This window comes from Geodermatophilus sp. YIM 151500 (assembly GCF_025716945.1).
Taxonomy (GTDB): domain Bacteria; phylum Actinomycetota; class Actinomycetes; order Mycobacteriales; family Geodermatophilaceae; genus YIM-151500.
Map to the genome: position 1 here is coordinate 20,113 of NZ_JAOVZT010000006.1, position 22,808 is coordinate 42,920.

The following is a 22,808-nucleotide window of genomic DNA, read 5'->3' on the forward strand; positions in this document are numbered from 1 at the left end:
GCCGAGCCTGGTGACGTGCTGGAGCGGCCACCCTTCAGGGACCCGTGCCGAGCCTGCGAGGCGTGGGGGGAAGGGTGGTCCTTCATCAGTCGGGGTGGTCGAGCAGGTAGCGGCCGAAGTGCGGCACGGTGAAGGCGATCTGGCCGCGTTCGGCGGAGTAGACCAGACCCTTCTTGATCAGCGAGTCGCGCGCGGGGGAGAGGGAGGCGGGCTTGCGGCCCAGGGACACCGCGACCTCCGAGGTGGCCACCGCGGTGCCGCCCGGCCCGCCCAGCTCGGCCATGGCGTGCATGTACTCGCGCTCGGCGGGGGTGGCGCGCTCGTAGCGGGAACCGAAGAAGCCCACGGCCAGCTCGGCCTCGGCGACCGGCGCGGCCATGGCGACGTCCGCGGCGGTGATGGGGGAGGAGGCGGCGACGTCCCAGGTGACCTTGCCGTAGGCCTGCACGAAGTACGGGTAGCCGTCGGCGGCCTCGTACAGCGCGTCGAGCGCGGCCTCCTCGAAGCCGACGTCCTCCCGCTCGGCGGGCGCCAGCAGCGCCCGGTCGGCGGCCGGTCGGTCGAGCCGGTCGATGCGCAGGTAGCGGAACAGCCGTTCGGAGTAGCTCTTGGAGGCGCTCAGCACCGCCGGCAGGTGGGGGAGGCCCGCGCCCACGACGATCAGCGGGGCGCCCTGCTGGGAGAGCTCGTGGCAGGCGGCGCAGATGGCCGAGACGTCGTCGGTCTGCACGTCCTGCATCTCGTCGATGAACAGCGCGATGCCGCTGCCGACGTCGGCCGCCACGCCGGCGGCGTCGGTGAGCAGCTCGACCAGGTCGATCTCCATGTCGCCGGAGTCGGCGCGCCCGCTGGCCGCGGGCACGTCGATGCCCGGCTGCCAGCGGTCGCGGACCTTCGCGTCGGCCGTCTGCCGCTGCGCGAACGCCTTGACCACGCCCAGGACGGCGTCCATCGACTCCTGGTCGCCGTGCCGCGGGCCCAGCTCCCGCAGCGCCATGTGCAGCGCGGAGGAGACCGGCCGCCGCAGCGACTGCTCGGGCCGCGCCTCGATCTTGCCGGTGCCCCACCCCCGGCTGATCGCGGCCGACCGCAGCTGGTTGAGCAGCACGGTCTTGCCCACCCCGCGCAGCCCGGTGAGCACCAGGGAGCGCTCCGGCCGGCCTCGTGCGATCCGTTCGAGGACGACGTCGAAGGCCGACAGCTCGGCGTCCCGGCCGGCCAGCTCCGGAGGGCGCTGGCCGGCGCCGGGCGCGTAGGGGTTCCGCACCGGGTCCACGTCGAGCAGCGTATGGGCTCGTCTAGCGCCGTCCGTAGACGTCGGTAGAAGCAGCTAGCGCGTGTCGTCGGCCGTCGAGGGCCGTCGAGCGCGCTCTACCGATGACGCTAGAGCTGTGTAGACCCGCGCAGATGCGGCCCGACGGGCACCGCCGCCGCTAGCGTGATCACCGTGGTGGGTTTCCTGCTCAAGGTCGTCCTCATGGCCGGGGTCTTCTGGGTGACGACCCGGCTCGTGCCCGGCGTCGACGTGGTGGGCAACGAGGACGCCCCGCTGGGGGTCACCGGCACGTTCCTGTGGATCGCCCTGATGTTCGCCGTCGTCAACGCCGTCGTCGGGCCGGTGGTCCGGCTGCTGTCGCTGCCGTTCATCCTGCTGACCCTCGGGTTGTTCCTGCTGGTCATCAACGCGGCGCTGCTCGGGCTGACGGCGGCGCTGAGCGACCGGCTCACCGTCGACGGTGTCGGATCCGCCGTCGTCGGGGGGCTGATCCTGGCGATCGGCGGTTGGCTCGCCGACCAGCTGCTCGACCGCTGAAGAAGGACCCTCTGCCTCGGCCTCCCTGCAGGGTCCCGCCGCGAGCGTGCGAGCGGTGGGGGGTAGGGAGGTCCTCACTCTCGCAGGCTCGGGGCGGAGCCTCGGGACGGGGCCACCGGTTCGGCAGCGGGCCGCGTCGTCGTGACGGGCGACGGGGAGGGCGCTAGCGTGCCCTGGCATGGCCAGCACCACCGGTGCCGTCACGGACATCCCGCGACGAGACCCGGACGGCGGTGCCCCGCAGGCGGCTCTCACCGAGCTCGCCGCGCTGGAAGCCGCCCGTGACGAGAAGCGACGCCTGCTCGACCGCGCGGCCGAATCGGCCGCCGAGCTCGGCCCGCGGGATCGGCTGCCGGACGGCTGCGCGGTCGCCGACCTGCCGGCGCTGCTGCACCGTTTCTACTGGAGCGAGCCGGCCGCCGAGGTGCTCGGCCACGATCCCGACGAGCTCGCCGGGCTGGCGCTGGGGCACCTGCGGCTGGCCGAGAACCGGCCGCGGGGCGCGGTCACCATCGCCGTCGAGCGGCAGCCCGACCGGCGCGACGTGCTGCGGATCGTCACCGACGACATGCCCTTCCTCGTCGACTCGGTCACCGCGGAGGTCGTCCGGCAGGGCATCCCGCTGACCCACGTGGTGCACCCGGTGGTGGTCGTCCGCCGCGACCTCACCGGCCGCCTGGAGGCCTTCTGCGACAGCGCCGACCCGGCCGAATGCGGCGCCGACGCGCTGGCCGAGTCGTGGATGGCCGTGGTCTTCGACGGCCCCCTGGACGAGGAGTCGGCCACCGACCTCGTCACAGGGCTGCGCACCGTGCTCGCCGACGTGCGCGCCGTCGAGGAGGACGCCCAGCGCATGCGTGCCCGCGCGCTGGAGCTGGCCGACCGGCTCGACCAGCGGGTCGCGGGCCGGCCGGCGGCCGACCTGCTCGAACCAGCCGACGACCCGGCGGAGGCCGCCGCGCTGCTGCGCTGGCTGGCCGACGGCCACTTCGTCTTCCTGGGTGCGCGCGACGTCGACCTGGCGCCCGGTCGGGGCCGGTCGACCGAGCGCCCGGTGCCCGGCACCGGCCTGGGTGTGCTGCGCAGCGACACCGACATGAGCGCCGCCGTCGTCCGACTGCCCGAGGCGATCCGCGCTCCGGAGCGGCACCTGCTCACCGTCACCAAGGCCGACGCGCGCTCCACCGTGCACCGCCCGGCCTGGCTGGACCTGGTGGCCGTCAGCCTCCCCGTCGACCACGGTGACGGCGCCCGCCAGCACCGCCTGGTCGGCCTGCTCCCCACCGTCGCCTACACGGCCAGCGTGCTCGACGTGCCCGTCGTCCGGCGCACGGTGGCCGAGGTGGTCGCCCGCTCCGGCGTCCCCGCCGACAGCCACACCGGCAAGCAGTTGCTGGACGTGCTGGAGACCTATCCGCGCGACGAGCTGTTCCAGGTCGGCGCCGACGAGCTGCTGCCGGTCGCGCTGGCCGTGCTCTACCTGCAGGAGCGCCGGCAGACCCGGCTGTTCCTCCGCCGCGACCCCACCGGGCGGTTCTGGTCGGCGCTGGTCTACCTGCCGCGCGACCGGTACACGACCGAGGTGCGGTTGGCCATGCAGCAGCTGCTGCTCGAGCGGCTGGGCGGTTCCAGCATCGAGTACACGGCGCGGTCCACCGAGTCGGTGCTGACCCGGCTGCACTTCGTCGTCCGGCTGCCGGTCGGGCGGCGCGGCGCCACCAAGCCCCGGGACGTCGACGTCGAGGCGCTGCAGGCCGAGCTCGCCGCCGTGGCCCGCAGCTGGACCGACGACCTGTCCGACGCGCTCACCGGCCGGTACGGCGCCGAGGCCGACCGGATCTTCGCCCGGGTCGCCGACGCCTTTCCCGCCGCCTACCAGGAGGACTTCACCGCCGACCGGGCCGTCGACGACCTGGCCCGGCTCGACGAGCTGGCGGTCGGGCAGTCGGCGCTGCGGCTGTGGACGCCGCGGGACGCCGCGCCGGGGGAGCACCGCCTGACGATCTACCGGGTGGGGGAGCGGCTGCTGCTCTCCGACGTGCTGCCGGTGCTGCAGAACATGGGCGTCGAGGTGGTCGACGAACGGCCGTACGAGATCGACCGCATCGGCGCCCCGCCCACCTGGATCTACGACTTCGGCGTGACCGTCCCGGCCGGCGACCTGCCGCTCACGCGCTCCCTGCCCGAGCGCTTCACCGAGGCGGTGTCCGCGGTGTGGCGGGGCGACACCGAGGACGACGGCCTCGGCGCGCTGGTCCTGCTCGCCGGGCTGAACTGGCGGCAGGTGACCGTCGTCCGGGCCTACGTGCAGTGGCTGCGCCAGGCCGGGCTGAACTTCGGCCAGGAGTACGTCGACCAGACGCTGGCCGCCCACCCCGGCGTGGTGGCCCGCATGGTCGCCCTCTTCGAGACCCGTTTCTCGCCGCGGCAGCCGGCCGGACGTGAGGCGCGGCAGCAGGAGCTGGTCGAGGCGCTGCGCGAGTCGATCGGCGCGGTCGACTCGCTGGACGCCGACCGCGTGCTCACCGCGCTGCTGTCGGCGGTGCTGGCCACCCAGCGCACCAGCTACTACGCGGTGACGGGCGCCGGACCCCCGCTGCCGCTGGCGCTCAAGCTCGACCCGTCCGGGGTGCCCGACGTGCCGCAGCCGCGGCCGTGGCGCGAGATCTGGGTCAGCTCGCCCCGGGTTCTGGGCGTCCACCTGCGCTTCGGCCCGGTGGCGCGCGGCGGGCTGCGCTGGTCCGACCGCCGCGAGGACCTGCGCACCGAGATCCTCGGCCTGGTCAAGGCGCAGATGGTGAAGAACACGGTCATCGTGCCCACCGGCGCCAAGGGCGGCTTCGTCGTCCGCCGGCCGCCCGGGGAGGGCGCGAGCCGCGACGAGGTGCTCGCCGAGGGGCAGGCCTGCTACCGGCTGTTCATCGGGGCGTTGCTGGCGCTGACCGACAACCTGGTGGACGGCGCGGTCGTGCCGCCCGACCGCGTGGTCCGCCACGACGGTGACGACACCTACCTCGTGGTCGCCGCCGACAAGGGCACCGCGACGTTCTCCGACCTGGCCAACTCGGTGGCGGTCGAGCGCGGCTTCTGGCTCGGCGACGCCTTCGCGTCGGGCGGCTCGGTCGGCTACGACCACAAGGCCATGGGCATCACCGCCCGTGGCGCGTGGGAGTCGGTGACCCGGCACTTCCGCGAGCTGGACCTCGACGTGCAGAGGCACGAGTTCACCGTCGTCGGCATCGGCGACATGTCCGGTGACGTGTTCGGCAACGGCATGCTGCTGTCGGAGAAGATCCGGCTGGTCGCGGCCTTCGACCACCGGCACGTCTTCGTCGATCCGACGCCCGACGCCGCCGCGTCGTTCGCCGAACGCCGCCGGCTGTTCGCGCTGCCGCGCTCCTCCTGGGCCGACTACGACCCCGCGCGGATCAGCGAGGGCGGTGGGGTCTGGCCGCGGACGGCGAAGGCGGTGCCCGTCTCACCGCAGATGCGCACCGCGCTCGGGCTGGACGCCGCGGTCGACGCGCTGACCCCGGTGGAGCTGATCCGGGCGGTGCTGCTGGCGCCGGTCGACCTGCTGTTCAACGGCGGCATCGGCACCTACGTCAAGGCGTCGAGCGAGGGGCACCTCGACGTCGGGGACAAGGCCAACGACGCCGTGCGGGTCGACGGCGAACAGCTGCGGGTGCGGGTCGTCGCGGAGGGCGGCAACCTCGGGCTGACCCAGCGCGGCCGGGTGGAGTACGCCCTGCACGGCGGCAGGGTGAACAACGACGCGGTCGACAACTCCGCCGGCGTCGACACCTCCGACCACGAGGTCAACATCAAGATCGCCCTCAACCGGGTGGTCGATGACGGCGCGCTGGACGCCGACGGCCGCGCGGAGCTGCTCGGGGCGATGGCCGACGAGGTCGCCGCCGCGGTCCTCACCGACAACCACGGTCAGAACGCGGTCCTCGCCGCGGAGGTCTCCGCCGCGCGCAGCCTGCTCGACGCGCACGAGCGGTTCATCCGCGCGCTGGAGCGCTCCGGCCAGCTGTCGCGCGCCGTCGAGGCGCTGCCCGACGAGCGGCAGCTGCGGGAGCGCCGCCGCGACGGGCAGGCGCTGACCAGCCCCGAGCTCTCGGTGCTGCTGGCCTACGCCAAGCTGGCCACCGACGCCGTGGTGCGCAGCTCGACGCTGCCCGACGACCCGTCGCTGGAGGCGTTGCTCGTCGACTACTTCCCCGGACCGCTGCGCGAGCGCTACCGCAAGGCGGTCGTCGAGCACCCGCTGCGGCGCGACATCATCGCCACCGCCCTGACCAACCGGGCGGTCAACGTCGCGGGCACGACCGGCCTGTTCCGCCTCGCCGAGGAGACCGGCGTGCCGCTGGTCGCGGTGGTGCGCGCGCACGCGGTCGCCCGGGCGGCGTTCGGCATCGACGGGATGTGGGACGCCGTCCGGCCCCTGGACAACCGCGTGTCCGCCGCCGTCCAGGTGGAGCTGCGCACCGAGGCGACGCGGTTGGCCGAGCGCGCCGCCCGGTGGCTGCTGCGCCTGCCCGCCCTGGTGGGTGAACAGCCCGCGCCGCTGGCCGAGGTGACGGACCGGTTCGCCGCGCCGGTGGCCGCCGTCCGGGCCGGGCTGCCGCGGTGGCTGCTGGGCGCCGAGGCGGAGGCGTACGCCGAGCGCGCCCGGCGGTTGGAAGCGGCCGGCGTGCCCGCCGGGATGGCCGCCGACGTCGCGGTCGTGCCGCTGCTGCCCGCGGCGCTCGACCTGGCCGTCGTGGCCGAGCAGACCGGCGCGCCGATCGCGCTCGCCGGCCAGGTCATGCAGGGCCTGGCCGAGCGGCTGGAGCTGGTGCCGCTGCGCGAGCGGGTCATCGGGCTGCCCCGCGACCGCCGCTGGCCGTCGATGGCGCGCGCCTCGCTGCGCGACGACCTGGCCACCGAGCAGGCCGCGCTGACGGCCGACGTGCTCACCCTGCGCCGCAGCGACGCCGACGGCGCCGAGCGGCTGGTCGGGGCGTGGGTCGAGGGCTGGGACGGCGCCCAGCGGCGGGCGGCGGCTCAGCTGGCCGACATCGTGGCGGGTGACCGGCACGAGCTGGCGGAACTGCTCGTCGCCGTCCGGACCCTGCGCGGCCTCCGCCGGCGGGCGTGACGGCGGCCGCGCGTCCGCGGCCTCCCCTCGATGAGTGCCGGGAGCCGCCGCCGGGCAGGGTGGCGGTGTGGACGAGTTGCCGGTGGCCCCCCTGGAGGTGCTGCGCGAGCGACGCAGCGCCAAGTGGCGCACCTTCCCGCCCGACGTGCTGCCGCTGCCGGTGGCCGAGCACGACTTCCCGCTCGCGGAGCCGATCGCCGAGGCGCTGCACGCGGCCGTCGGCCGGTCCGACACCGGCTACGCGATGGCGGCGCCGGTCCTCGGCCAGGCGGTCGCCGGCTTCGCCGGGCGCCGCTGGGGCTGGGAGATCGAGCCGGCCCGGGTGGCCGCCGTGGGGGACGTCGGGGTCGGCGTCGTCGAGCTGCTCCGCGTGCTGGCCGGGCCGGGGCGCACCGTCGTCTTCAGCCCACCGGTGTACTCCCCGTTCTTCAACTGGGTGCCCGAGGCCGGTGCCACGACCGTCGAGGTGCCGCTCCGGCGCACGGACGACGGCTGGCGGCTGGACCTGCCCGCACTGGAGCGGGCCTTCGCCGACCGCCCCGCCGCCTACGTGCTCTGCAGCCCGCACAACCCCGTGGGCCGGGTGCACGCCGCCGAGGAGCTCGGCGCCCTGGTCGAGCTGGCCCGCCGGTACGGGGTGACGGTCGTCGCCGACGAGATCCACGCCCCGCTCGTGCTGCCCGGCGCGACGTTCACCCCGATCCTGACGCTCCCCGGGGCCGCCGACGTGGCGGTCAGCCTGGTCTCGGCCAGCAAGGCGTGGAACCTCGCCGGCCTCAAGTGCGCCGCCGTCGTCGCCGGCTCGGCGCGGACGGCGGAGCTCCTCGGCCGGCTGCCGGCCGACCTGCGCTGGCGCGTCGGCCACTTCGGCGTGCTCGCCTCCATCGCCGCCTTCACCGACGGCGAGCCCTGGCTCGACCGGCTGCTGCTGACCCTCGACCGCCGCCGGTCGCAGCTCGCCGGGCTGCTCGCGGCGCGGCTGCCCGAGGTCCGCTGGCACCCGCCCGAGGCCACCTACCTGGCCTGGCTCGACTGCCGCCGGTTCGGGGAGGGGGACGGGCCCCGGGACGCCGTCCTCGAGCGCGCCCGGATCGCCCTGGAACCCGGACCGCGCTACGGCGCGCCGGGCAGCGGTCACGTGCGGCTCAATTTCGGCACGAGCGCCGAGGTGGTCGACACCGCGGTCGCCGGCATGGCGCGGGCCCTCCGGTCGGGGCGATGACGGCGTCGAGCCGCGTCTGGCCCCGTCTAGCGGCCGCGCTAGACGCTCGTAGAGCCGGTCAGAGCGGTGGACGGCGGCGGCCGAAGCCGGTGGCCTGCTCGAACGCGTGCCCGACCTCGAGCAGCCGCCGGTCGGCCCGCGGCGCGGCGACCACCTGCAGCCCGACCGGCAGACCGTCGGGGGTGAAGCCGCCCGGTACCGAGAGCGCCGGGCACCCGGTGGCGGAGACGAGCGTGCAGGAGCGCATCCAGCCGAGGTAGTCGTGCTGCGGCACGCCGGCCACCTCGGTCGGGTACTCGACCTCGACGCGGAAGGGCAGCACCTGCGTGGTGGGGGCGAGCAGGACGTCGTAGCGCTCGAAGAACCCGACCACCTCCTCGAACAGCTTCGTGTGCGCCGCCTCCGCCCGGCCGATGTCGGCGCCCGAGAGCGCGGCACCGACCGAGGCGTTCCAGCGGATCGTCTCCTTGACCTTCTCCGGGCTGCGGCGCACCAGGTCGCCGTAGGAGGCCTCGAACGACCAGGCGCGCAGCACGCCGAAGACCTCGTCGGCGAGCGAGAGATCGGGGCAGTCCTCGTCGACCACGGCGCCGAGCTTCTCGAACACGGCCGCCGACTCGGCGAGCACCGAGACGATGGTCGGGTCGACCGGCACCCGGCCGCCCAGGTCGGGGGCCCAGGCGACGCGCAGGCCGGTGAGGGAGGACTCCAGGGGAGGGGCGAAGACGGCGCCACCGTCCTGCAGCGAGATCGGCACCCGCCGGTCGGGCCCGGCGGTGGCCGACAGCTGCAGCGCCACGTCGGCGACCGTCCGGCCCATCGGGCCCTGCACCGACAGCTGCGACCAGGCCAGCGTCGACGGCCAGGTCGGCACCCGCCCGGGTGTGGGACGCAGCCCGACCACGTTGCAGAAGGCGGCCGGGTTGCGCAGCGACCCGCCCATGTCGCTGCCCTCGGCGAGCGGCACCAGACCGGCGGCCAGGGCGGCGGCGGCGCCGCCGCTGGACCCGCCGGCCGACAGGCCGTGCCGCCAGGGGTTGTGGGTGGCGCCGAAGACCGGGTTGAACGTGTTCGAGCCGGCCGCGAACTCGGGCACGTTGGTCTTGCCGACCCGGATCGCCCCGGCCGCCTTCAGCCGGGCGACCACCAGCTCGTCGCGCGCCGGCACGTCGTCCGCGTGCAGCGGGGACCCCCAGGTCGTCCGCATGCCGGCGGTGGCGTGGGTGTCCTTGTGGGCGACGGGCAGGCCGTGCAGCGGGCCGACGGTCTCGCCGGCGGCCAGCGCCGCGTCCGCGGCGTCCGCGGCCGCCCGCGCTCCCTCGGCGTCCAGCGTGACGATGGCGTTGAGGCCGGGGTTGACCGCCTCGATGCGGGTCAGGTGCGCCTCGAGCAGCTCGCGCGCCGACACCTCCCGCCGGCGGACGAGGGCGGCCAGCTCCGTCGCCGGCCGGAAGCACAGGTCGTCGCTCACGCCGCGAGCGTGCCCTACGCCGGGTCCGGCGGGACGGTCGGGGGCACCCGCTGCGGCCCGGCCTCGGGCGGCCGCGGCGCGTCCTGCCGGTGCAGGCGGACGGCGACCAGCGCGACGTCGTCCTCCGGGCGGCCGTGCACCAGCCGCTCGAGCACCTCGTCCAGCATTTCCTCCAGCGGCCGGTCGGCCAGCTCGATCAGCGCCTCGCGCAGCCGCACCATGCCGGCGTCGAGGTCGGCGTCGCGCCGCTCGATGAGCCCGTCGGTGTAGAGCAGCACCGTCGACCCGCGGTCGAGGGTCACCACGGACTCCTGCCGGTCGACCTCGGCGTCCACGCCGAGCAGCAGGTCGCCGGTCCAGGCGGCCAGCTCGGCGACGCTCCCGTCGGGATTGATCACCAGCGGGGGCAGGTGGCCGGCGTTCGCCCAACGCATGCGGGTCAGCCCGCGCCGGCGCTCGTCGTCGGTCTGCTCGAAGCGGGCGACCGCCGCCGTGGCCAGGGTGCGCAGCTGCAGGGTGGCCATGGAGGTGTCCAGGCCGCGCAGCACCTCGACCGGGCCGGCGTCGCTGTAGGTGGCGATGCCGCGCAGCAGCCCCCGCAGCTGGCCCATCGCGGCCGCGGCGGCGGTGTCGTGGCCGACGACGTCGCCGATGACGAGCATCGTCGTACCGCCGGGCTGCAGGAAGGCGTCGTACCAGTCGCCGCCCACCCGGGCGGCCTCGGCCGCCGGCAGGTAGCGGACGGAGATCTCCGCGTGGTCGGGCTCGGGCGGCTCGGTGAGCAGGCTCCGCTGCAGCCCCTCGGCGAGCTGCTGCTGCTCGGCGTACAGGCGGGCGTTATCCAGCGCCAGACCGGCGCGGTCGGCGACGTCCTGCGCGGTCGAGACGTCGTCCTCGGTGGGGGAGTGCCCGGCGGAGTAGAAGAGGGTGAGCAGCCCGACCGTGCGACCGCGGGCACGGAGCGGGAGCGCCACCTCCGTCGCCGGCGCCAGCAGGCCCAGCAGGTCGCGGGCCTGGCCGGGTGGCAGCAGCTCCAGCACGGCGCCGCCGGAGAAGGTCGCCGGCTGCCCGGTGTGCAGCGCCCGCGCCACGGGTGCGGAGACGGGCATCGCGTCCATCCGCACGGCGGCGTAGCGGGCCAGCACCCGGCGCGCGGCCGGGTCGGCGTGCCAGTGGCCGACGTCGCGGGGCCGGCCGTCGGCGTCGACCAAGGTCACGATGCAGAAGTCGGCGAGCGCGGGCACAACCAGCCGCGGCAGGTGCGCCGTGGCCGCCTGCACGTCGAGGGTGCCCGCCAGCTCCGCGCTGACCTGGGCGAGCAACGCCAGGCGCTGCGCCGACCGCTCGGCCTGCTCCTGCACCCGCTTGCGCTCGGTGATCTCCAGGAAGTAGACGGCCAGCGCGCCGGGGGTCGGCCAGGCACGGACCTCGTACCAGCCGTCGAGCGGCGCGGGGTAGTAGGCGTCGAAGGCGACCGGTCGACCGGTCCGGACGGCGCCGCGGTAGTGGTCCTCGAACGGGCTGTTGACCGCGGCGGGGAAGGTCTCCCAGATGACCGCCCCGAGCAGTTCCTCGCGGGTGCGGCCCAGCAGCCGTTCGGCCTCGGCGTTGAGGTGGGTGAACCGCCAGTCGCGGTCGAGCTGGAAGAAGGCGGCCGGCATCGCCTCGAGCACCCGGGACACCTGCGCCTCGCCGGCGCGCTCCCCGGTCGTGTCGTAGGCGGCGCCGAGCACGCGCACCGCCCGCCCGTTCCCGTCGGCCAGCGCCCGGCCCCGCGCGTGCACCCACCGGGTCTCCCCGCCGGGCAGGACGACGCGGTACTCGGCGTCGTACTCGCCGCAGGCGTCGATGCAGGTCTGCAGGGCCTCGGTGACGCGCGGCAGGTCGTCGGGGTGCAGCCGGTCGTTGAACGCCGCGATGGTGTGCTCGAAGGTGTCCGGGGTGTAGCCGAACATCTCGATGAGCCGGTCGTCCCAGAGGAGCTCCCCGGTGCGCAGGTCCCAGTCGAACGTGCCGATACCGGCCGAGTCGATGGCCAGGCTCCACCGCATCCGGTCGCCCTCGTACTCGCTGACCAGCGCGGAGAGCTCCAGCTCGGTCAGGACCGCGGCTGCCAGTTGGCGCAGCGTCGCCACGTCGGCGTCGGACCAGTCGCGCGGCTCGGGGTCGAAGACGCACAGCGCGCCGACGACCAGGCCGGTCGACGTCCTCAGGGGCGTCCCGAGGTAGGCACCGACCTCCCCGGACCGCACCGGGGGCAGATCGCGGACGCGGTCGTCCTGCCCGGCGTCCCGCACGACCAGGGCCCCCGCGTCGGCGACCGCCGCGGTCACCGTGCACAACGACGTCTCGAGCGGCCCTTCGCTGCCGACGGCGTCCAGCGGCAACCCGGCGCCGCCGGCGACGAGCTGGGCGTCGTCGAGCAGCGAAACCTGCCCCGCGCGCGCGCCGAGGAGTCGTGTGGCGAGCTCGGCCAGCCGGTCGAGCGCGGGGGAGCTGCCGCCGCGGGGACGCAGCCGTCGGGCCTCGTGGCCGCGCGCCACATCGCGCTGCAGAGCCGCCGCCGCGCGGGCGCCCAGGGTGGCGCCACCGGCCGTCGCACTCACGGAGTAGTCCACCGAGCCTTCCTGCCCGGCGAACGGCCGGGGTACGCGGGCGGGGACCGGAGGGTTACCGGTCGCACCGCCCGGGACCTGCTTTATGTCACGTCCTGTCTGCCGTGCGCAACGAATCCGGTGCAGATCACGTCCCCGGCGTCACCCGGACGTCAGGGGACCGGGACGACGAGGGTGAGGCGGGACCCGCCCGGGTGTTCCACGTGCAACCCCGCCCGGCGCAGCAGCGCCCGCAGCCGGACGACGCCGTCCGGCTCGCCGGTCGTGGTCGCGAGCAGCCGGGCGAGCCGGCCCTTGTGCGCCTTGCTCGCGTGGCTGACCACCGTGCGCGAGCCGTCCGCGCGCTCGCCGAGCACCTGCACGGTGACCGCCTCCGGCAGCGGCGCCAGCTCGGCGTAGGACCCGCTGCGCAGGTCGACGACGAGCCCGTCGACGCCGGCCAGCACGGGCGAGAGGGCCGGCCGCCACAGGGTTCGCAGGGTGGGCTGCCCGGGCAGGGTCGACCCGGCCGAGAGCCGGTAGGCGGGGATGGGGTCGTCGGCGCGGACCAGGCCGAACAGCGCCGAGGCGATGGCCAGCCGACGGCCGGCGCGCGACCGCTGGGCGCGGGTCATGGACCGGACGTCGAGCGCGTCGTACAGCACGCCCGTGTAGCGCTCCACCGCCGGCCGGGTGGGACTGGTGAGGAGGGTGGCGTTGCGCGCGATCTCGCCGTCCTGGGCGGGGGACAGGCCGAGCGCCCGGCGGGACGCCGGGACGTCGTCCGCGAGCCCGACCAGGGACTCCGCCAGGGGCGCCCGGACGGCGGTCAACGTGTCGGCGGCCGTGAGGCCGGAGAGGTCGAGCGGGCTGCCCTCCCCGCCGGCGGCCTTGGTCTCCGACGGAGGCAGCAGCACGAGCACGGCGGGCCACGCTACGTGTCCGGCCGACGCGAGGTCGGTGGTCACCGTTGCGGCGACGTTGCACACCCTTGACCAGCGCTCGCGCGCGGTTGTGAGCTGCAGCACACGGAGGCCCGTCGAGCAGAGGGGGTGCCGCCATGGACGCCGTCCGCACCCGTCGTCCCGCCGCCCCCCGTGCCCGGCCTCCGCACCTGCCGACCGCGGTGTCCCGGTGCCACCCGCCCGTCGCCGTGCCGCCGGGGACGTCGGTCGACCGGTTCGTCGAGGTGTCCGCGCCCGTGGGCGCGGCCGAAGCGTCGCGGCGACGGGGCCGCGGGCGCTGAGATCGCAGGAGAGACAGGGGGCACGGTGGCAGGCAACAAGGCTGTGAAGTACATGGGCGCGGGCAAGGTCGAGGTGGCCGATCTCGACTACCCGAAGCTGGAACTGCAGGACGGCCCGGGGGTCAATCCCGCGAACGTCGGCCGGCAGACGCCGCACGGCGTGATCCTCAAGACGGTCAGCACCAACATCTGCGGCAGCGACCAGCACATGGTCCGCGGCCGCACGACCGCCCCCGAGGGCCTCGTGCTCGGCCACGAGATCACCGGCGAGATCGTCGAGAAGGGCCGGGACGTCGAGTTCCTCGAGGTCGGCGACATCGTCAGCGTGCCGTTCAACATCGCCTGCGGCCGCTGTCGCAACTGCAAGGAGGGCAAGACCGGGATCTGCCTGAACGTCAACCCCGACCGCCCCGGCTCGGCGTACGGCTACGTCGACATGGGCGGCTGGACCGGCGGCCAGGCGGAGTACGTCATGGTGCCCTATGCGGACTGGAACTGCCTGAAGTTCCCCGACCGGGACCAGGCGCTGGAGAAGATCCGCGACCTCACGATGCTCTCGGACATCTTCCCGACCGGCTACCACGGCTGCTACACCGCCGGGGTCACCACCGGGTCGACGGTCTACATCGCCGGTGCCGGCCCGGTCGGCCTGGCCGCGGCGGCGTCCGCGCAGCTGCTGGGCGCCGCGGTGGTCATCGTCGGCGACCTGGTCGAGGACCGGCTGGCGCAGGCCCGCAGCTTCGGCTGCGAGACCGTCGACGTCTCGAAGGGCGACCCGAAGGACCAGATCGAGCAACTGCTCGGCGTCCCCGAGGTCGACTGCGGCGTGGATGCGGTGGGCTTCGAGGCGCGCGGGCACGGTCCGGGCTCGGGGCAGGAGGCGCCGGCGACCGTGCTCAACTCCCTGATGGACATCACGCGCGCCGGCGGGGCGCTGGGCATCCCCGGCCTGTACGTGACCGGTGACCCGGGCGGCATCGACGAGGCCGCCAAGGTCGGAGCGCTGTCGATCCGGCTGGGCCTGGGCTGGGCGAAGTCGCACTCCTTCACCACCGGCCAGTGCCCGGTGATGCGGTACCACCGCGGCCTGATGATGGCGATCCTGCACGACAAGGTGCAGATCGCGAAGGCGGTCAATGCCACGGTGATCCCGCTGGAGGAGGCGCCGCGGGGCTACCAGGAGTTCGACCAGGGCGCGGCGAAGAAGTACGTGCTCGACCCGCACGGCATGGTGGGCGCCGCCTGACAGAAGACCCTTCGCCCCACCGGCCCTCTCGCAGGGGCCCGCCGCGAGCTCGCGAGCGGCGGGGGCAGGGGGGTCCTTCGAGGGGGCGAGGGGTCCTCCGTCAGGTCCAGTAGAGCAGGCGGGCGCCGGGCAGGCGCTCGGCGACCGCCCGCTCGAACCAGCCGCGCAGCTGCGCCATCGTCTCCCTCGGGTAGACGTGCTTGACCGCGCCGAACCTGCCGCGCTTCGCCGTCCGGTTCGCCTCGTCCATCTCCAGCTTGGTCCGCGGGTACCAGTCGAGCAGCGTCGCCTTGCTGCCCGGGGTGAACCGGTGGGTGATGCACTCGACCGTGAGGTCGGCGTCCCCCGCGGCCTCGCGGACGCCGTCGAGCAGGTCGGCGTACTCCTCGCGCCAGCCGTCGACCGGGATGATCGGTGCGATGGTCACGCCGACCGGGTAGCCGGCGGCGGCGACAGCCCCCAGCGCGGCGAGCCGGCCCGCGACCGGGCTGGTACCGCCCTCGAAGCGGCGGGCGACCGTGGCCGCGTTCACCGAGAAGCGCAGCCGGGTCCGCCCGCCGTGCGGCAGGGTGAGCAGGTCGGCGACGTCGTCGAACTTCGTGGTCGCCCGCAGCTGCACCGGCCCGGCCCAGTCGTGCGTGCCGACGTGGGTGATCGCGGCCGCCAGGCCGCCGGTGAGGTGCTCGATGGCCAGCGGGTCGGTGTAGCAGGACGCCTCGAACGTCGTCCCCTCCCCGCCGCGCTCGAGCGTGCCGGAGGTGACCGAGCCGCGCCCGACGTAGCCGTCGAGCCCGCTCAGCACCTCGTCGAGGTCGGCGAACACCCGGGTGATCGGCGGCCCGGAGAGCGAGCCGGCGAGGTAGCAGTACTGGCAGTGCGCCGGGCAGCCCTCGGCCAGGTCGAACCGCCAATCGGCCGACGGGGGGATCGGCTGCAGCTTCCTCTTGGAGGGTGCGCCGACGACGACGGCCATCGTGTCCTTGGCGCGCATGAACGCGGCGCGGTCACCGTCGCCGCGGAGGTTGGGCAGCCGGTCGCCCGCCAGCAGCTCGACGTCCTGGACGCCGGCCGTCTCGAGGCGGGCCAGGATCCGCTGCCCGTGCGGGCGCTCGGCGGCCGAGCGGGTGACCAGCACGCGCTTCGGCGTCCAGAGCCGGGTCGGCGGAGGAGCGACGGGGGTGGGGGACGGGGGAGCGGCGAGCGCGATGGGCATCACCACCTGCAACGACGCCGGCATCCGGTGTCTTCCGACGAGTCGGATACGTCCCATGGCCGAGATCAACTCGTCTATCGCCGTGCAACGCAAGCCCATGCACGCACCGATGAAGTTTGATCGTGGATCCGGTCCTCGACCCGTTCAGGCCGGGCGCCGGTCGTCGTCTTTCTGTTCTCGCCGTAGGGAGTCGACCCTCAACGCCTTCGACGTAGGTCGGAGACGCGCCGAGGAGTACGGGAGGGCGAGCGCAGCTGGATCCTCAACGGTCTCCGCGGCGTGGGCAAGACGGTCCTGCTCATCGAACTGCTGAGCCGGGCCAGCGAGCGGCGTTGGATCACGGCGAAGGTCGGTGCCAGTGCAGGGTTCCCCGTGGTGCTCGGCCAAGCGCTCGTCAAGGCGATGCGCACCGCCACCGGACGTCATCCCGAAGGGCGACTCCGCCGGCTCCTCGGAGTGCTCAAGTCCTTCGCGCTCACGATCGATCCCACTGGAGCCGTAGGCGTCGGCGCCGATGTCGAGCCCCTCGGTGATCGAGCGGACACGAGAGAACGTGCGGACGACCTCGCAGACCTCTGCGAACCTGCCGGCTCGCGAGCGGGGCGTCGAGTGGGACCCCCGAGGGGCTGGCTGCTGCCCTGTCGACAGCTCGTGGATACCCGTACGTCGTGGATGACCCGGCTACGGGCTTCGACCCTCGACCGAGTCCGCCCGTCGTGCTGATCGGTTTCGCCGCCGTGTTCGCCGCCACCATCTCGGGGTGCTGCGGCGGCCGGCGTTGCCGACAGCCGCGCAGGACACCCTCGTCGGCGCCGGGAATCTACTTCAACGGCCTGGTCGGGTGCTCCTGTCTGCCGTCACGAACCGATCGGCGTCCGGCACTCTGCCGAGGCGGGGCGCCGTGGTGGTCCGGGCCTCGGCTTCCCGCCAGAATTCGTCGACCCGGGTGTTCCACCGGTCCGGGATCTCCTGGAAGGGTTGGTGTGCCTCGCCCGGTAGCACCTCGAACCGGGCTCCGGGGATCGCCTCGGCGACGGCTCGGCACAACTCGGGCCGGGAGGTCGAGTCCCTGCCGCCGGCCAGCACCAGCGTAGGTGCCGTGATCCGCGGCAGGCGATCGCTGGTGTCATGGTCCAGGAAAGCGGCGAGGTACCGCTGGAGGTCCGTTGCCGACTGCTTGTGCGGGAAGGCGAGGACCTCCTCGATGAACGCCGCGACGGTGCCGTCGTTGTGGGCACGTGCGGTGTAGATGTCGAGGAAGAACGCCTCGAGGAAGGCGCGCTCGCTGGGCGCGACCTCGACCAGCCAGCCGACGAACCGCAGCCAGGAGCGCATGTAGCCGTCCATCACCGGCCAGGTGCTCTGTAGGACGAGGCTGCGGACCAGGTGGGGACGGCGCAGCGCCAACTCCTGGGCGACGATGCTGCCGCCGGAGAAGCCCGCCACGTGCGCGGACCGGATGCCGAGGGCGTCCAGGACGGCGGCCGCGTCGTCGGCCATCATCTCGACCGTCACCGGGCCGTCGGGCATCGCCGTCCGGCCGGCGCCCCGGTTGTCGAAGGCGGTCATGCGGTAGCGGTCGGCCAGCCCGTCGAGCTGGAACTGCCACGATTCGACGGTGTCGCCGCCCCCGCCGATCAAGAGGACGTCGGGTCCGTCGCCCACCTGGTCGGTCCAGATGTCGAGGCCGCCCGCGCGGATGTGTGATCCCATCTCCGGTCTCCTCTCGAAGCGTCTCCTCTCGAAGCGCTGCCTGCAGGTGCTGGTGGATTCACGCCCCGGCCGGCTCGGTGATGAAGGGGATGACCGCGTTGGCGACCAGCTCGGGTGCGGTCGCCTGGGCCATGTGACCCTGGCCGGGCAGCACGACGATCCGACCGCCGGGGAGCGCGGAGGCGATGGACCGGACGACCGACCGCTGGCCCGCGGGACTGGCTTCGCCGAGCAGCAGCCGGGTCGGGGTCGTGCAGGTGGTGTAGGGGGCGGGGTCGAAGGCCAAGGTCGCGTCGAGGCGCAACTCGCGTGGCACGGTCGCGGCCGAGCCGATCCGGGCGGTCCAGGAGGGCAGCGCCCGAAGAGCGTCCAGCTCGGCGGCCGAGACGCCGACCCGTTCCAGGAAGGCCGCGGCGAGGGCCTCGTCGGCGCGTCCGGCGGCGACCAGGGCGGTGATCCGGTCGAGCAGCCCTGCGGGGTAGTCGAACACGCCCCGGAACGCCGGCTCGTAGAGGATCAGCCGGCCGACGTCCGGGGCGCGGAGGACCGCCCCGAGGGCGCAGGTCGCCCCGAAGGAGTGGCCGAACAGGGCGACCGTCCCGCCGCTGTCCCGCGCGGCGGCGTCGACCACCGCGGCGATGTCGTCGTACTCCCGTTCGATGGCATGGTTCCGGCCGTCGCCGCTGGCCCCCCGGCCACGGCGATCGACGGCGTACACCGTCAGCCGGGACTCGAGCAGCGGCACCACCCTGGCCAGCGTGGTGTGGTCGGCCATGCCGCCGTGCACCATCACGAGCGGGGGGCCGCTGCCCGACCGCCAGTAGCCGATCCGGGTGCCGTCGCTGGATGTGACGTAGGCGGGCGCCGCCGAGGGAGGCGCAGCGATGGTGGTCATGGTGACCTCTCAGGCGTGGGGTCCAGCGGCCGGTCGGGGCAGCCAGCAGCCAGCGGTTACGGGACGAGGCGGTAGAAGCGCCAGAAGCCGAAGCCTTCGATCGGCAGCACGGCGACGGCGGCGAAACCGGCCTGCTGGGCGTAGGCGCGGACGGTGCCGGGACGGATCACGGTGCCCGTGGCGGCGGATGGCCGGTGCGACATGGCGTCGGGGAGGCAGACGAGCGTGCTGAAGCCGTAGAGCAGCCGTTCGACCTCCCCGGCCGGTGTGGCGAACTCCTCCTCCGCGGCTTCCTCCATCACCACGACCACCCCGCCGGGGCGGAGAGCGCGGCGCGCGGCGGTCAGAACCTCGACCGGGCGCGGCAGGTCGTGCAGGCACTCGAAGGCGAAGACGGCGTCGTAGGCGGCCTCCGGCAGGGCGGTGGCCGCGTCGGCTGTGGCGAAGGCCACGCGGTCGGTCAGCCCGCCCGCGCCGGCGTGCTCCGTGGCGGCTGCCGTCGACGGCGCGTCGGGGTCATAGCCCCGCACCGTGGCTTCCGGGTAGGCGCGGGCCAGCGCGATGGTCGACCAGCCTTCCCCGCAGCCGATGTCGGCGATCCGGGTCCCCGAACGGTCGAGCAGTTCATGCAGGTCCGGGACTCCGCGCAGGGCGCCGGCGAGCTTGCGCTCGTACCAGGGGCGGTTCATGTCGGCCTGTCCGGTGCGTGCGTCGCTACCGAACTGGGCCCAGCTGACGCCGCCACCCGAGCGGTAGGCCTCGGCCAGTGCCGGGAGCTGCGCCGCCGCCGCGGCGACGAACCGGGTCAGCGGGGCGAGATAGGCGAGGCTGGACGAGTCGGTGAGCACCTCCGCGGCCGGGTCGGTCAGCCGGAACCGGCGCGGGCCACCCGGCGCATCGGGCTCCACGACGACCAGCCATTCGCTGGCCGCCTGCTGCTCCAGCCATTCCCGGGCGTAGCGCTCGTTCGTCCCGCTGCGGTCGGCAAGGTCCGCCGGTGAGAGCGGGCCCGCGCCGGCCATGATCCGGTACCACCCCAGCCGGTCGCCGAGGTACACGGTGAGCGTGTCGAAGGCGCCGAGCGCTGCCGCGAGCACCCGGTCGGCGACCTCGTCGGCGGATGGTTCGGCCGCAGCAGACGCAGGCCTGGGCTCCTGCAGCATGGTCATGGTGGCTCCTCGCGTCGTCCATCCGGCGGATGCGGCCGGCTCGGGCGGCCGCTGCAGTCAGGCTCGCCTCGGCGCCTGACGGCTCGGTGACATTCCGCTGACGGCGGCCGCGTGCCACGATTGGACGCCTCGGCGCCTTCCGGAGGCGGCATGCGGTTCCGGGTACTCGGTCCGGTCGGGGTGGACACCGACGACGGGCTGGTGCGCACACCTGGCGGGGTGCAGGGGCGCGCCCTCCTCGCCGCCCTGCTGCTGTCTCCCGGCGCACTGGTCTCCACGCATCGGCTGGCCGAGGCCGCCTGGGGTGACCGGCCGCCCGTCGACGTGGACAACGCCGTGCACGTCGCGGTCGGCCGGCTGCGCCGCGCGCTCGGTCCGGCCGGCACCATGCTGGTCACCGGGCCCCGGGGATACCGCCTGGAGCTGGCCGGTGAGCCGACCGACGCCGCTCTGTTCGAGGAGGACTGCCGCGCCGCCCGCGCGCGGCTGACCAGCAGTCCAGCCGAGGCCGTGGAGCTGTTCGACCGTGGGCTTGCGCGCTGGCAGGGGTCCGCGTTCGGCGAGTTCGCCGACTCCTTCGCGCGCGCGAGCGCGGTTCGCCTGGAGGAGGAGAGGCGGGTCGCCGCGGAGGACCGGGTCGAGGCGCTGCTGCGCGCCGGTCGCATCGACGAGGCGGTCGCCTCCGGCGCCGACCTCGTGGTCGCCCACCCGCTGGCCGAGCGGCCGGTGCTCCTGCTCATGCGGAGCCTGTCGGCCGCCGGCCGGACCGCCGACGCGCTGAAGGCCTACCAGGACCACCGTGCGGTGCTGCGCGAGCACCTGGGCCTGGATCCCTCACGCGAGGCGCGTGAGCTGCACGCCCGCATTCTGCGCGCGGACGCAGCCGAGCCGATCCGCCGCCCAGGCCGGGTTCCGCCCGCCCGCCTGCCGCGTCGCCCGTCGTCGCTGATCGGTCGGGACGAGGACCTGGTCGGACTGGCGGCGGTGCTGGCGGAGAACAGGCTGGTCACCCTCGTCGGCCCCGGCGGGGTGGGCAAGACTCGCCTCGCGCTGGAATTGGGGCACCGGTGGGCGGGGGCCGATCGGCCGGTGTGGTGGGTCGACCTGGTACCCGTGCCACCGCCGCGGGTGATCGAGGCGATCGCCGCGGCCACCGGCGTGGAAGTGCCTCCCGGCCCGGACCCGGTGGGTGCGTTGTCCGCGGCGCTCGCCACCGCGCGCGGCCTGCTGGTGCTCGACAACGCCGAACACGTGCTCGATCCACTGTCCGCCGTGGTCGACCGGATCGTGGAGGAGGCGCCCGACCTCGCCGTGCTGGTCACCAGCCGGGAACGCTTGGCGCTCGACGACGAGGTGGTCCACACGCTGCCGCCACTGGAGCTGCCAGTCGGGGCGGACCGCGACAACCCGGCGGTGCAGCTGTTCCTCGCCCGAATGCCACGCCTCGGCCGGCCACCGGACGACGACGAGCTGGCACTCGTCGCGCAGCTCTGTCACCGCCTGGACGGCCTGCCGCTCGCCATAGAACTCGGGGCCGCGCGGGCCGGCGGTCTCGGGCTGGCCGCCGTCGCGGATCGGCTGGCGGACCGCCTCGGCGAGCTCGGTGGTGGCCGGCGCACCGCCGATCAGCGCCACCGGACGATGCGTGCCGTCGTCGAGTGGTCGCACGACCTGCTCGGCGGCGAGGAGGCGGCCCTGTTCCGGCGGCTGGCGGTGTTCCCGGCAGAGTTCTCCCTCGACCAGGTGGAGGCCGTCTGCGCGGACGACACCGTGCACCACGGTGCCGTAGCCGGGCTGTTGGCCCGGCTGGTGGAGAAGTCGCTGGTCCAGCAAGTCCCCCCGGACCGATTCCGGCTGCTGGAGACACTTCGAGCGTTCGCGACCCGGCGGCTCGGTGACAGCGGGGAGTCCCTCCGTTTCCGGGACCGCCACGCCCGGGACACCGCCGCCCGGCTCAGCCACACCAGCCCGCGGCTGTGGACCGAGCAGGAGGACCTGGCTGTCCACACGCTGACCCGGCTGGCTCCCGACCTGCACGCCGCCTGGGAATACGCAGCCGAGAACGATCGGCGACTCGCCCTGCGGCTGACTGGCGACATCTATGACTTCGCCTACTTCCGTCAGCGGCTCGACCTACTCCGTTGGGGTCTGCCGGCGGTGAGCTGGGCGTGCGCCGACCCCGACTCCGCCGCGGCCCTGGGCACGGCCGCGGCAGCCACCTGGTCGGCGGGACGGCTCGAAGAAGCGGCCGCCATCGCCGCGAGGAGCATCGAGCTGGCCGGCGGCCCCGACGCCCTTCCGGCGGCCCTGCCGATGGGGGTCGCTGCCGACATCGCCATGTTCCTCGGCCACACCGACGACGCAGTCGCCCACTACCGGCGGCACGCCGCCCTGCGGCACGCGCGCGGCGAACCCGGGCCAGCCTTGCTCGCCGAGCTGGCCGTCGCGCACGCCCTGATCAACGGTCAGCGAACCGCCGAGGCGGCGGACGTGGTGGCCGAGGCTCTTCCGCGTGCCGTCCGCTCGGCGAACCCGACGGCACTGGCCTGGGCGCACTATCTGGCCGCCGAAGTCGCCGCCGACACCGACGCAGACCAGGCGGCGACGCATTACCGGACCGCCATCGAGTTCGCCGACCGAGCCGACTCGCGGCTCTTCAGGACCATGGCCGCGAGCTCTGCCGCCGCACTCCAGTCTCGTACCGGTTCCATGCACGCGGCGCTCGAAGCATTCCCCGGTGTGCTCGAGCAATGGGTCCAGTTGGGCAACGAAGCGGCGCTGGCCTGGACGTTGCAGCAGATCGTCGTCCTCCTCGCCCGATGCGACGCCCACGAGGCCGCGGCCGTTCTGGCCGGAGCCGTGCTCGCTCGGGCCGACATCCGACCCAACTTCGCCATCGACACCGAACGCATCGGCGAGGCGCTGCAAACGGTCCGAGATCGCCTCGGTGACCAGCCGGCCGCCGCAAGCTTCGAAGCCGGTTGCACGCTCACCTGGACCGCAACTCTCACCCATACACGGCGTGCGCTCGCCGATGCGGCGGTGCGCGTCGAACCTGCGTGACCGGACGCGGAGCGGAC

Annotated in this window: 13 protein-coding genes; 5 read left to right on the top strand and 8 right to left on the bottom strand. The window is 74.4% G+C overall.

Features of this window, described 5'->3' with window-relative positions; translation table 11 throughout:
- Positions 1-85: 85 nt before the first annotated feature.
- Positions 86-1,276 carry an ATP-binding protein gene (locus OF117_RS11740; protein WP_263553020.1) on the bottom strand — a complete coding sequence of 397 codons (1,191 nt, stop codon included), beginning with the start codon at positions 1,274-1,276 and terminating at the stop codon, positions 86-88.
- A gap of 171 nt (positions 1,277-1,447) precedes the next feature.
- On the opposite strand from OF117_RS11740, the gene OF117_RS11745 reads away from it, so the two are divergent.
- The 3 genes from OF117_RS11745 (at position 1,448) to OF117_RS11755 (ending at position 8,181) form a co-directional block, all read left to right on the top strand.
- Positions 1,448-1,813, top strand: a complete 366-nt coding sequence (locus OF117_RS11745; RefSeq protein WP_263553021.1) for a phage holin family protein — start codon at positions 1,448-1,450, stop codon at positions 1,811-1,813.
- Positions 1,814-1,991: 178 nt separating this feature from the next.
- Complete coding sequence (locus OF117_RS11750) at positions 1,992-6,959, top strand: NAD-glutamate dehydrogenase (protein ID WP_263553022.1); 4,968 nt, start codon at positions 1,992-1,994, stop codon at positions 6,957-6,959.
- 67 nt (positions 6,960-7,026) lie between these two features.
- Positions 7,027-8,181, top strand: a complete 1,155-nt coding sequence (locus OF117_RS11755) for a MalY/PatB family protein (protein ID WP_263553023.1) — start codon at positions 7,027-7,029, stop codon at positions 8,179-8,181.
- A gap of 58 nt (positions 8,182-8,239) precedes the next feature.
- Here the strand turns inward: OF117_RS11755 and OF117_RS11760 are convergent, their stop codons facing one another.
- From OF117_RS11760 to yaaA, 3 genes are all read right to left on the bottom strand, one after another.
- Positions 8,240-9,652 (bottom strand): amidase, encoded by a 1,413-nt coding sequence (locus OF117_RS11760; RefSeq protein ID WP_263553024.1) that lies wholly within the window; start codon positions 9,650-9,652, stop codon positions 8,240-8,242.
- Between the two features lie 14 nt (positions 9,653-9,666).
- Complete coding sequence (locus tag OF117_RS11765) at positions 9,667-12,270, bottom strand: SpoIIE family protein phosphatase (protein ID WP_263553025.1); 2,604 nt, start codon at positions 12,268-12,270, stop codon at positions 9,667-9,669.
- 149 nt (positions 12,271-12,419) lie between these two features.
- The gene (yaaA, locus tag OF117_RS11770) at positions 12,420-13,169 is read right to left on the bottom strand and encodes a peroxide stress protein YaaA (protein ID WP_263553026.1); all 750 of its coding nucleotides are present in this window, start codon (positions 13,167-13,169) and stop codon (positions 12,420-12,422) included.
- Positions 13,170-13,517: 348 nt separating this feature from the next.
- Between yaaA and fdhA the strand changes: the two genes are divergently transcribed.
- Positions 13,518-14,738: a formaldehyde dehydrogenase, glutathione-independent gene (fdhA, locus tag OF117_RS11775; RefSeq protein WP_263553027.1), complete on the top strand. Its 1,221-nt coding sequence runs from the start codon at positions 13,518-13,520 to the stop codon at positions 14,736-14,738.
- Positions 14,739-14,838: 100 nt separating this feature from the next.
- Here fdhA and OF117_RS11780 read toward each other — a convergent pair whose 3' ends face one another.
- The 4 genes from OF117_RS11780 to OF117_RS11795 all read right to left on the bottom strand — a co-directional run bounded on the left by OF117_RS11780 (position 14,839) and on the right by OF117_RS11795 (position 19,728).
- Positions 14,839-15,975 (bottom strand): SPL family radical SAM protein, encoded by a 1,137-nt coding sequence (locus OF117_RS11780; protein WP_263553028.1) that lies wholly within the window; start codon positions 15,973-15,975, stop codon positions 14,839-14,841.
- Positions 15,976-16,776: 801 nt separating this feature from the next.
- On the bottom strand, positions 16,777-17,664 hold the full coding sequence (locus OF117_RS11785; protein WP_263553029.1) for an alpha/beta fold hydrolase: 888 nt from the start codon (positions 17,662-17,664) through the stop codon (positions 16,777-16,779).
- Between the two features lie 58 nt (positions 17,665-17,722).
- Positions 17,723-18,559, bottom strand: a complete 837-nt coding sequence (locus OF117_RS11790; protein ID WP_263553030.1) for an alpha/beta fold hydrolase — start codon at positions 18,557-18,559, stop codon at positions 17,723-17,725.
- A 56-nt stretch (positions 18,560-18,615) separates the two neighbouring features.
- Positions 18,616-19,728: a class I SAM-dependent methyltransferase gene (locus OF117_RS11795; protein ID WP_263553031.1), complete on the bottom strand. Its 1,113-nt coding sequence runs from the start codon at positions 19,726-19,728 to the stop codon at positions 18,616-18,618.
- 150 nt (positions 19,729-19,878) lie between these two features.
- Between OF117_RS11795 and OF117_RS11800 the strand changes: the two genes are divergently transcribed.
- Positions 19,879-22,791: a BTAD domain-containing putative transcriptional regulator gene (locus tag OF117_RS11800; protein ID WP_263553032.1), complete on the top strand. Its 2,913-nt coding sequence runs from the start codon at positions 19,879-19,881 to the stop codon at positions 22,789-22,791.
- Positions 22,792-22,808: the final 17 nt, after the last annotated feature.

Excerpts from the sequence above, each read along its gene's own strand:
- OF117_RS11750 (WP_263553022.1), top strand. The coding sequence starts at position 1,992 with ATGGCCAGCACCACCGGTGCCGTCACGGACATCCCGCGACGAGACCCG.
- OF117_RS11780 (WP_263553028.1), bottom strand. The coding sequence starts at position 15,975 with ATGCCGGCGTCGTTGCAGGTGGTGATGCCCATCGCGCTCGCCGCTCCC.
- OF117_RS11785 (WP_263553029.1), bottom strand. The coding sequence starts at position 17,664 with ATGGGATCACACATCCGCGCGGGCGGCCTCGACATCTGGACCGACCAG.
- OF117_RS11790 (WP_263553030.1), bottom strand. The coding sequence starts at position 18,559 with ATGACCACCATCGCTGCGCCTCCCTCGGCGGCGCCCGCCTACGTCACA.
- OF117_RS11795 (WP_263553031.1), bottom strand. The coding sequence starts at position 19,728 with ATGACCATGCTGCAGGAGCCCAGGCCTGCGTCTGCTGCGGCCGAACCA.
- OF117_RS11800 (WP_263553032.1), top strand. The coding sequence starts at position 19,879 with ATGCGGTTCCGGGTACTCGGTCCGGTCGGGGTGGACACCGACGACGGG.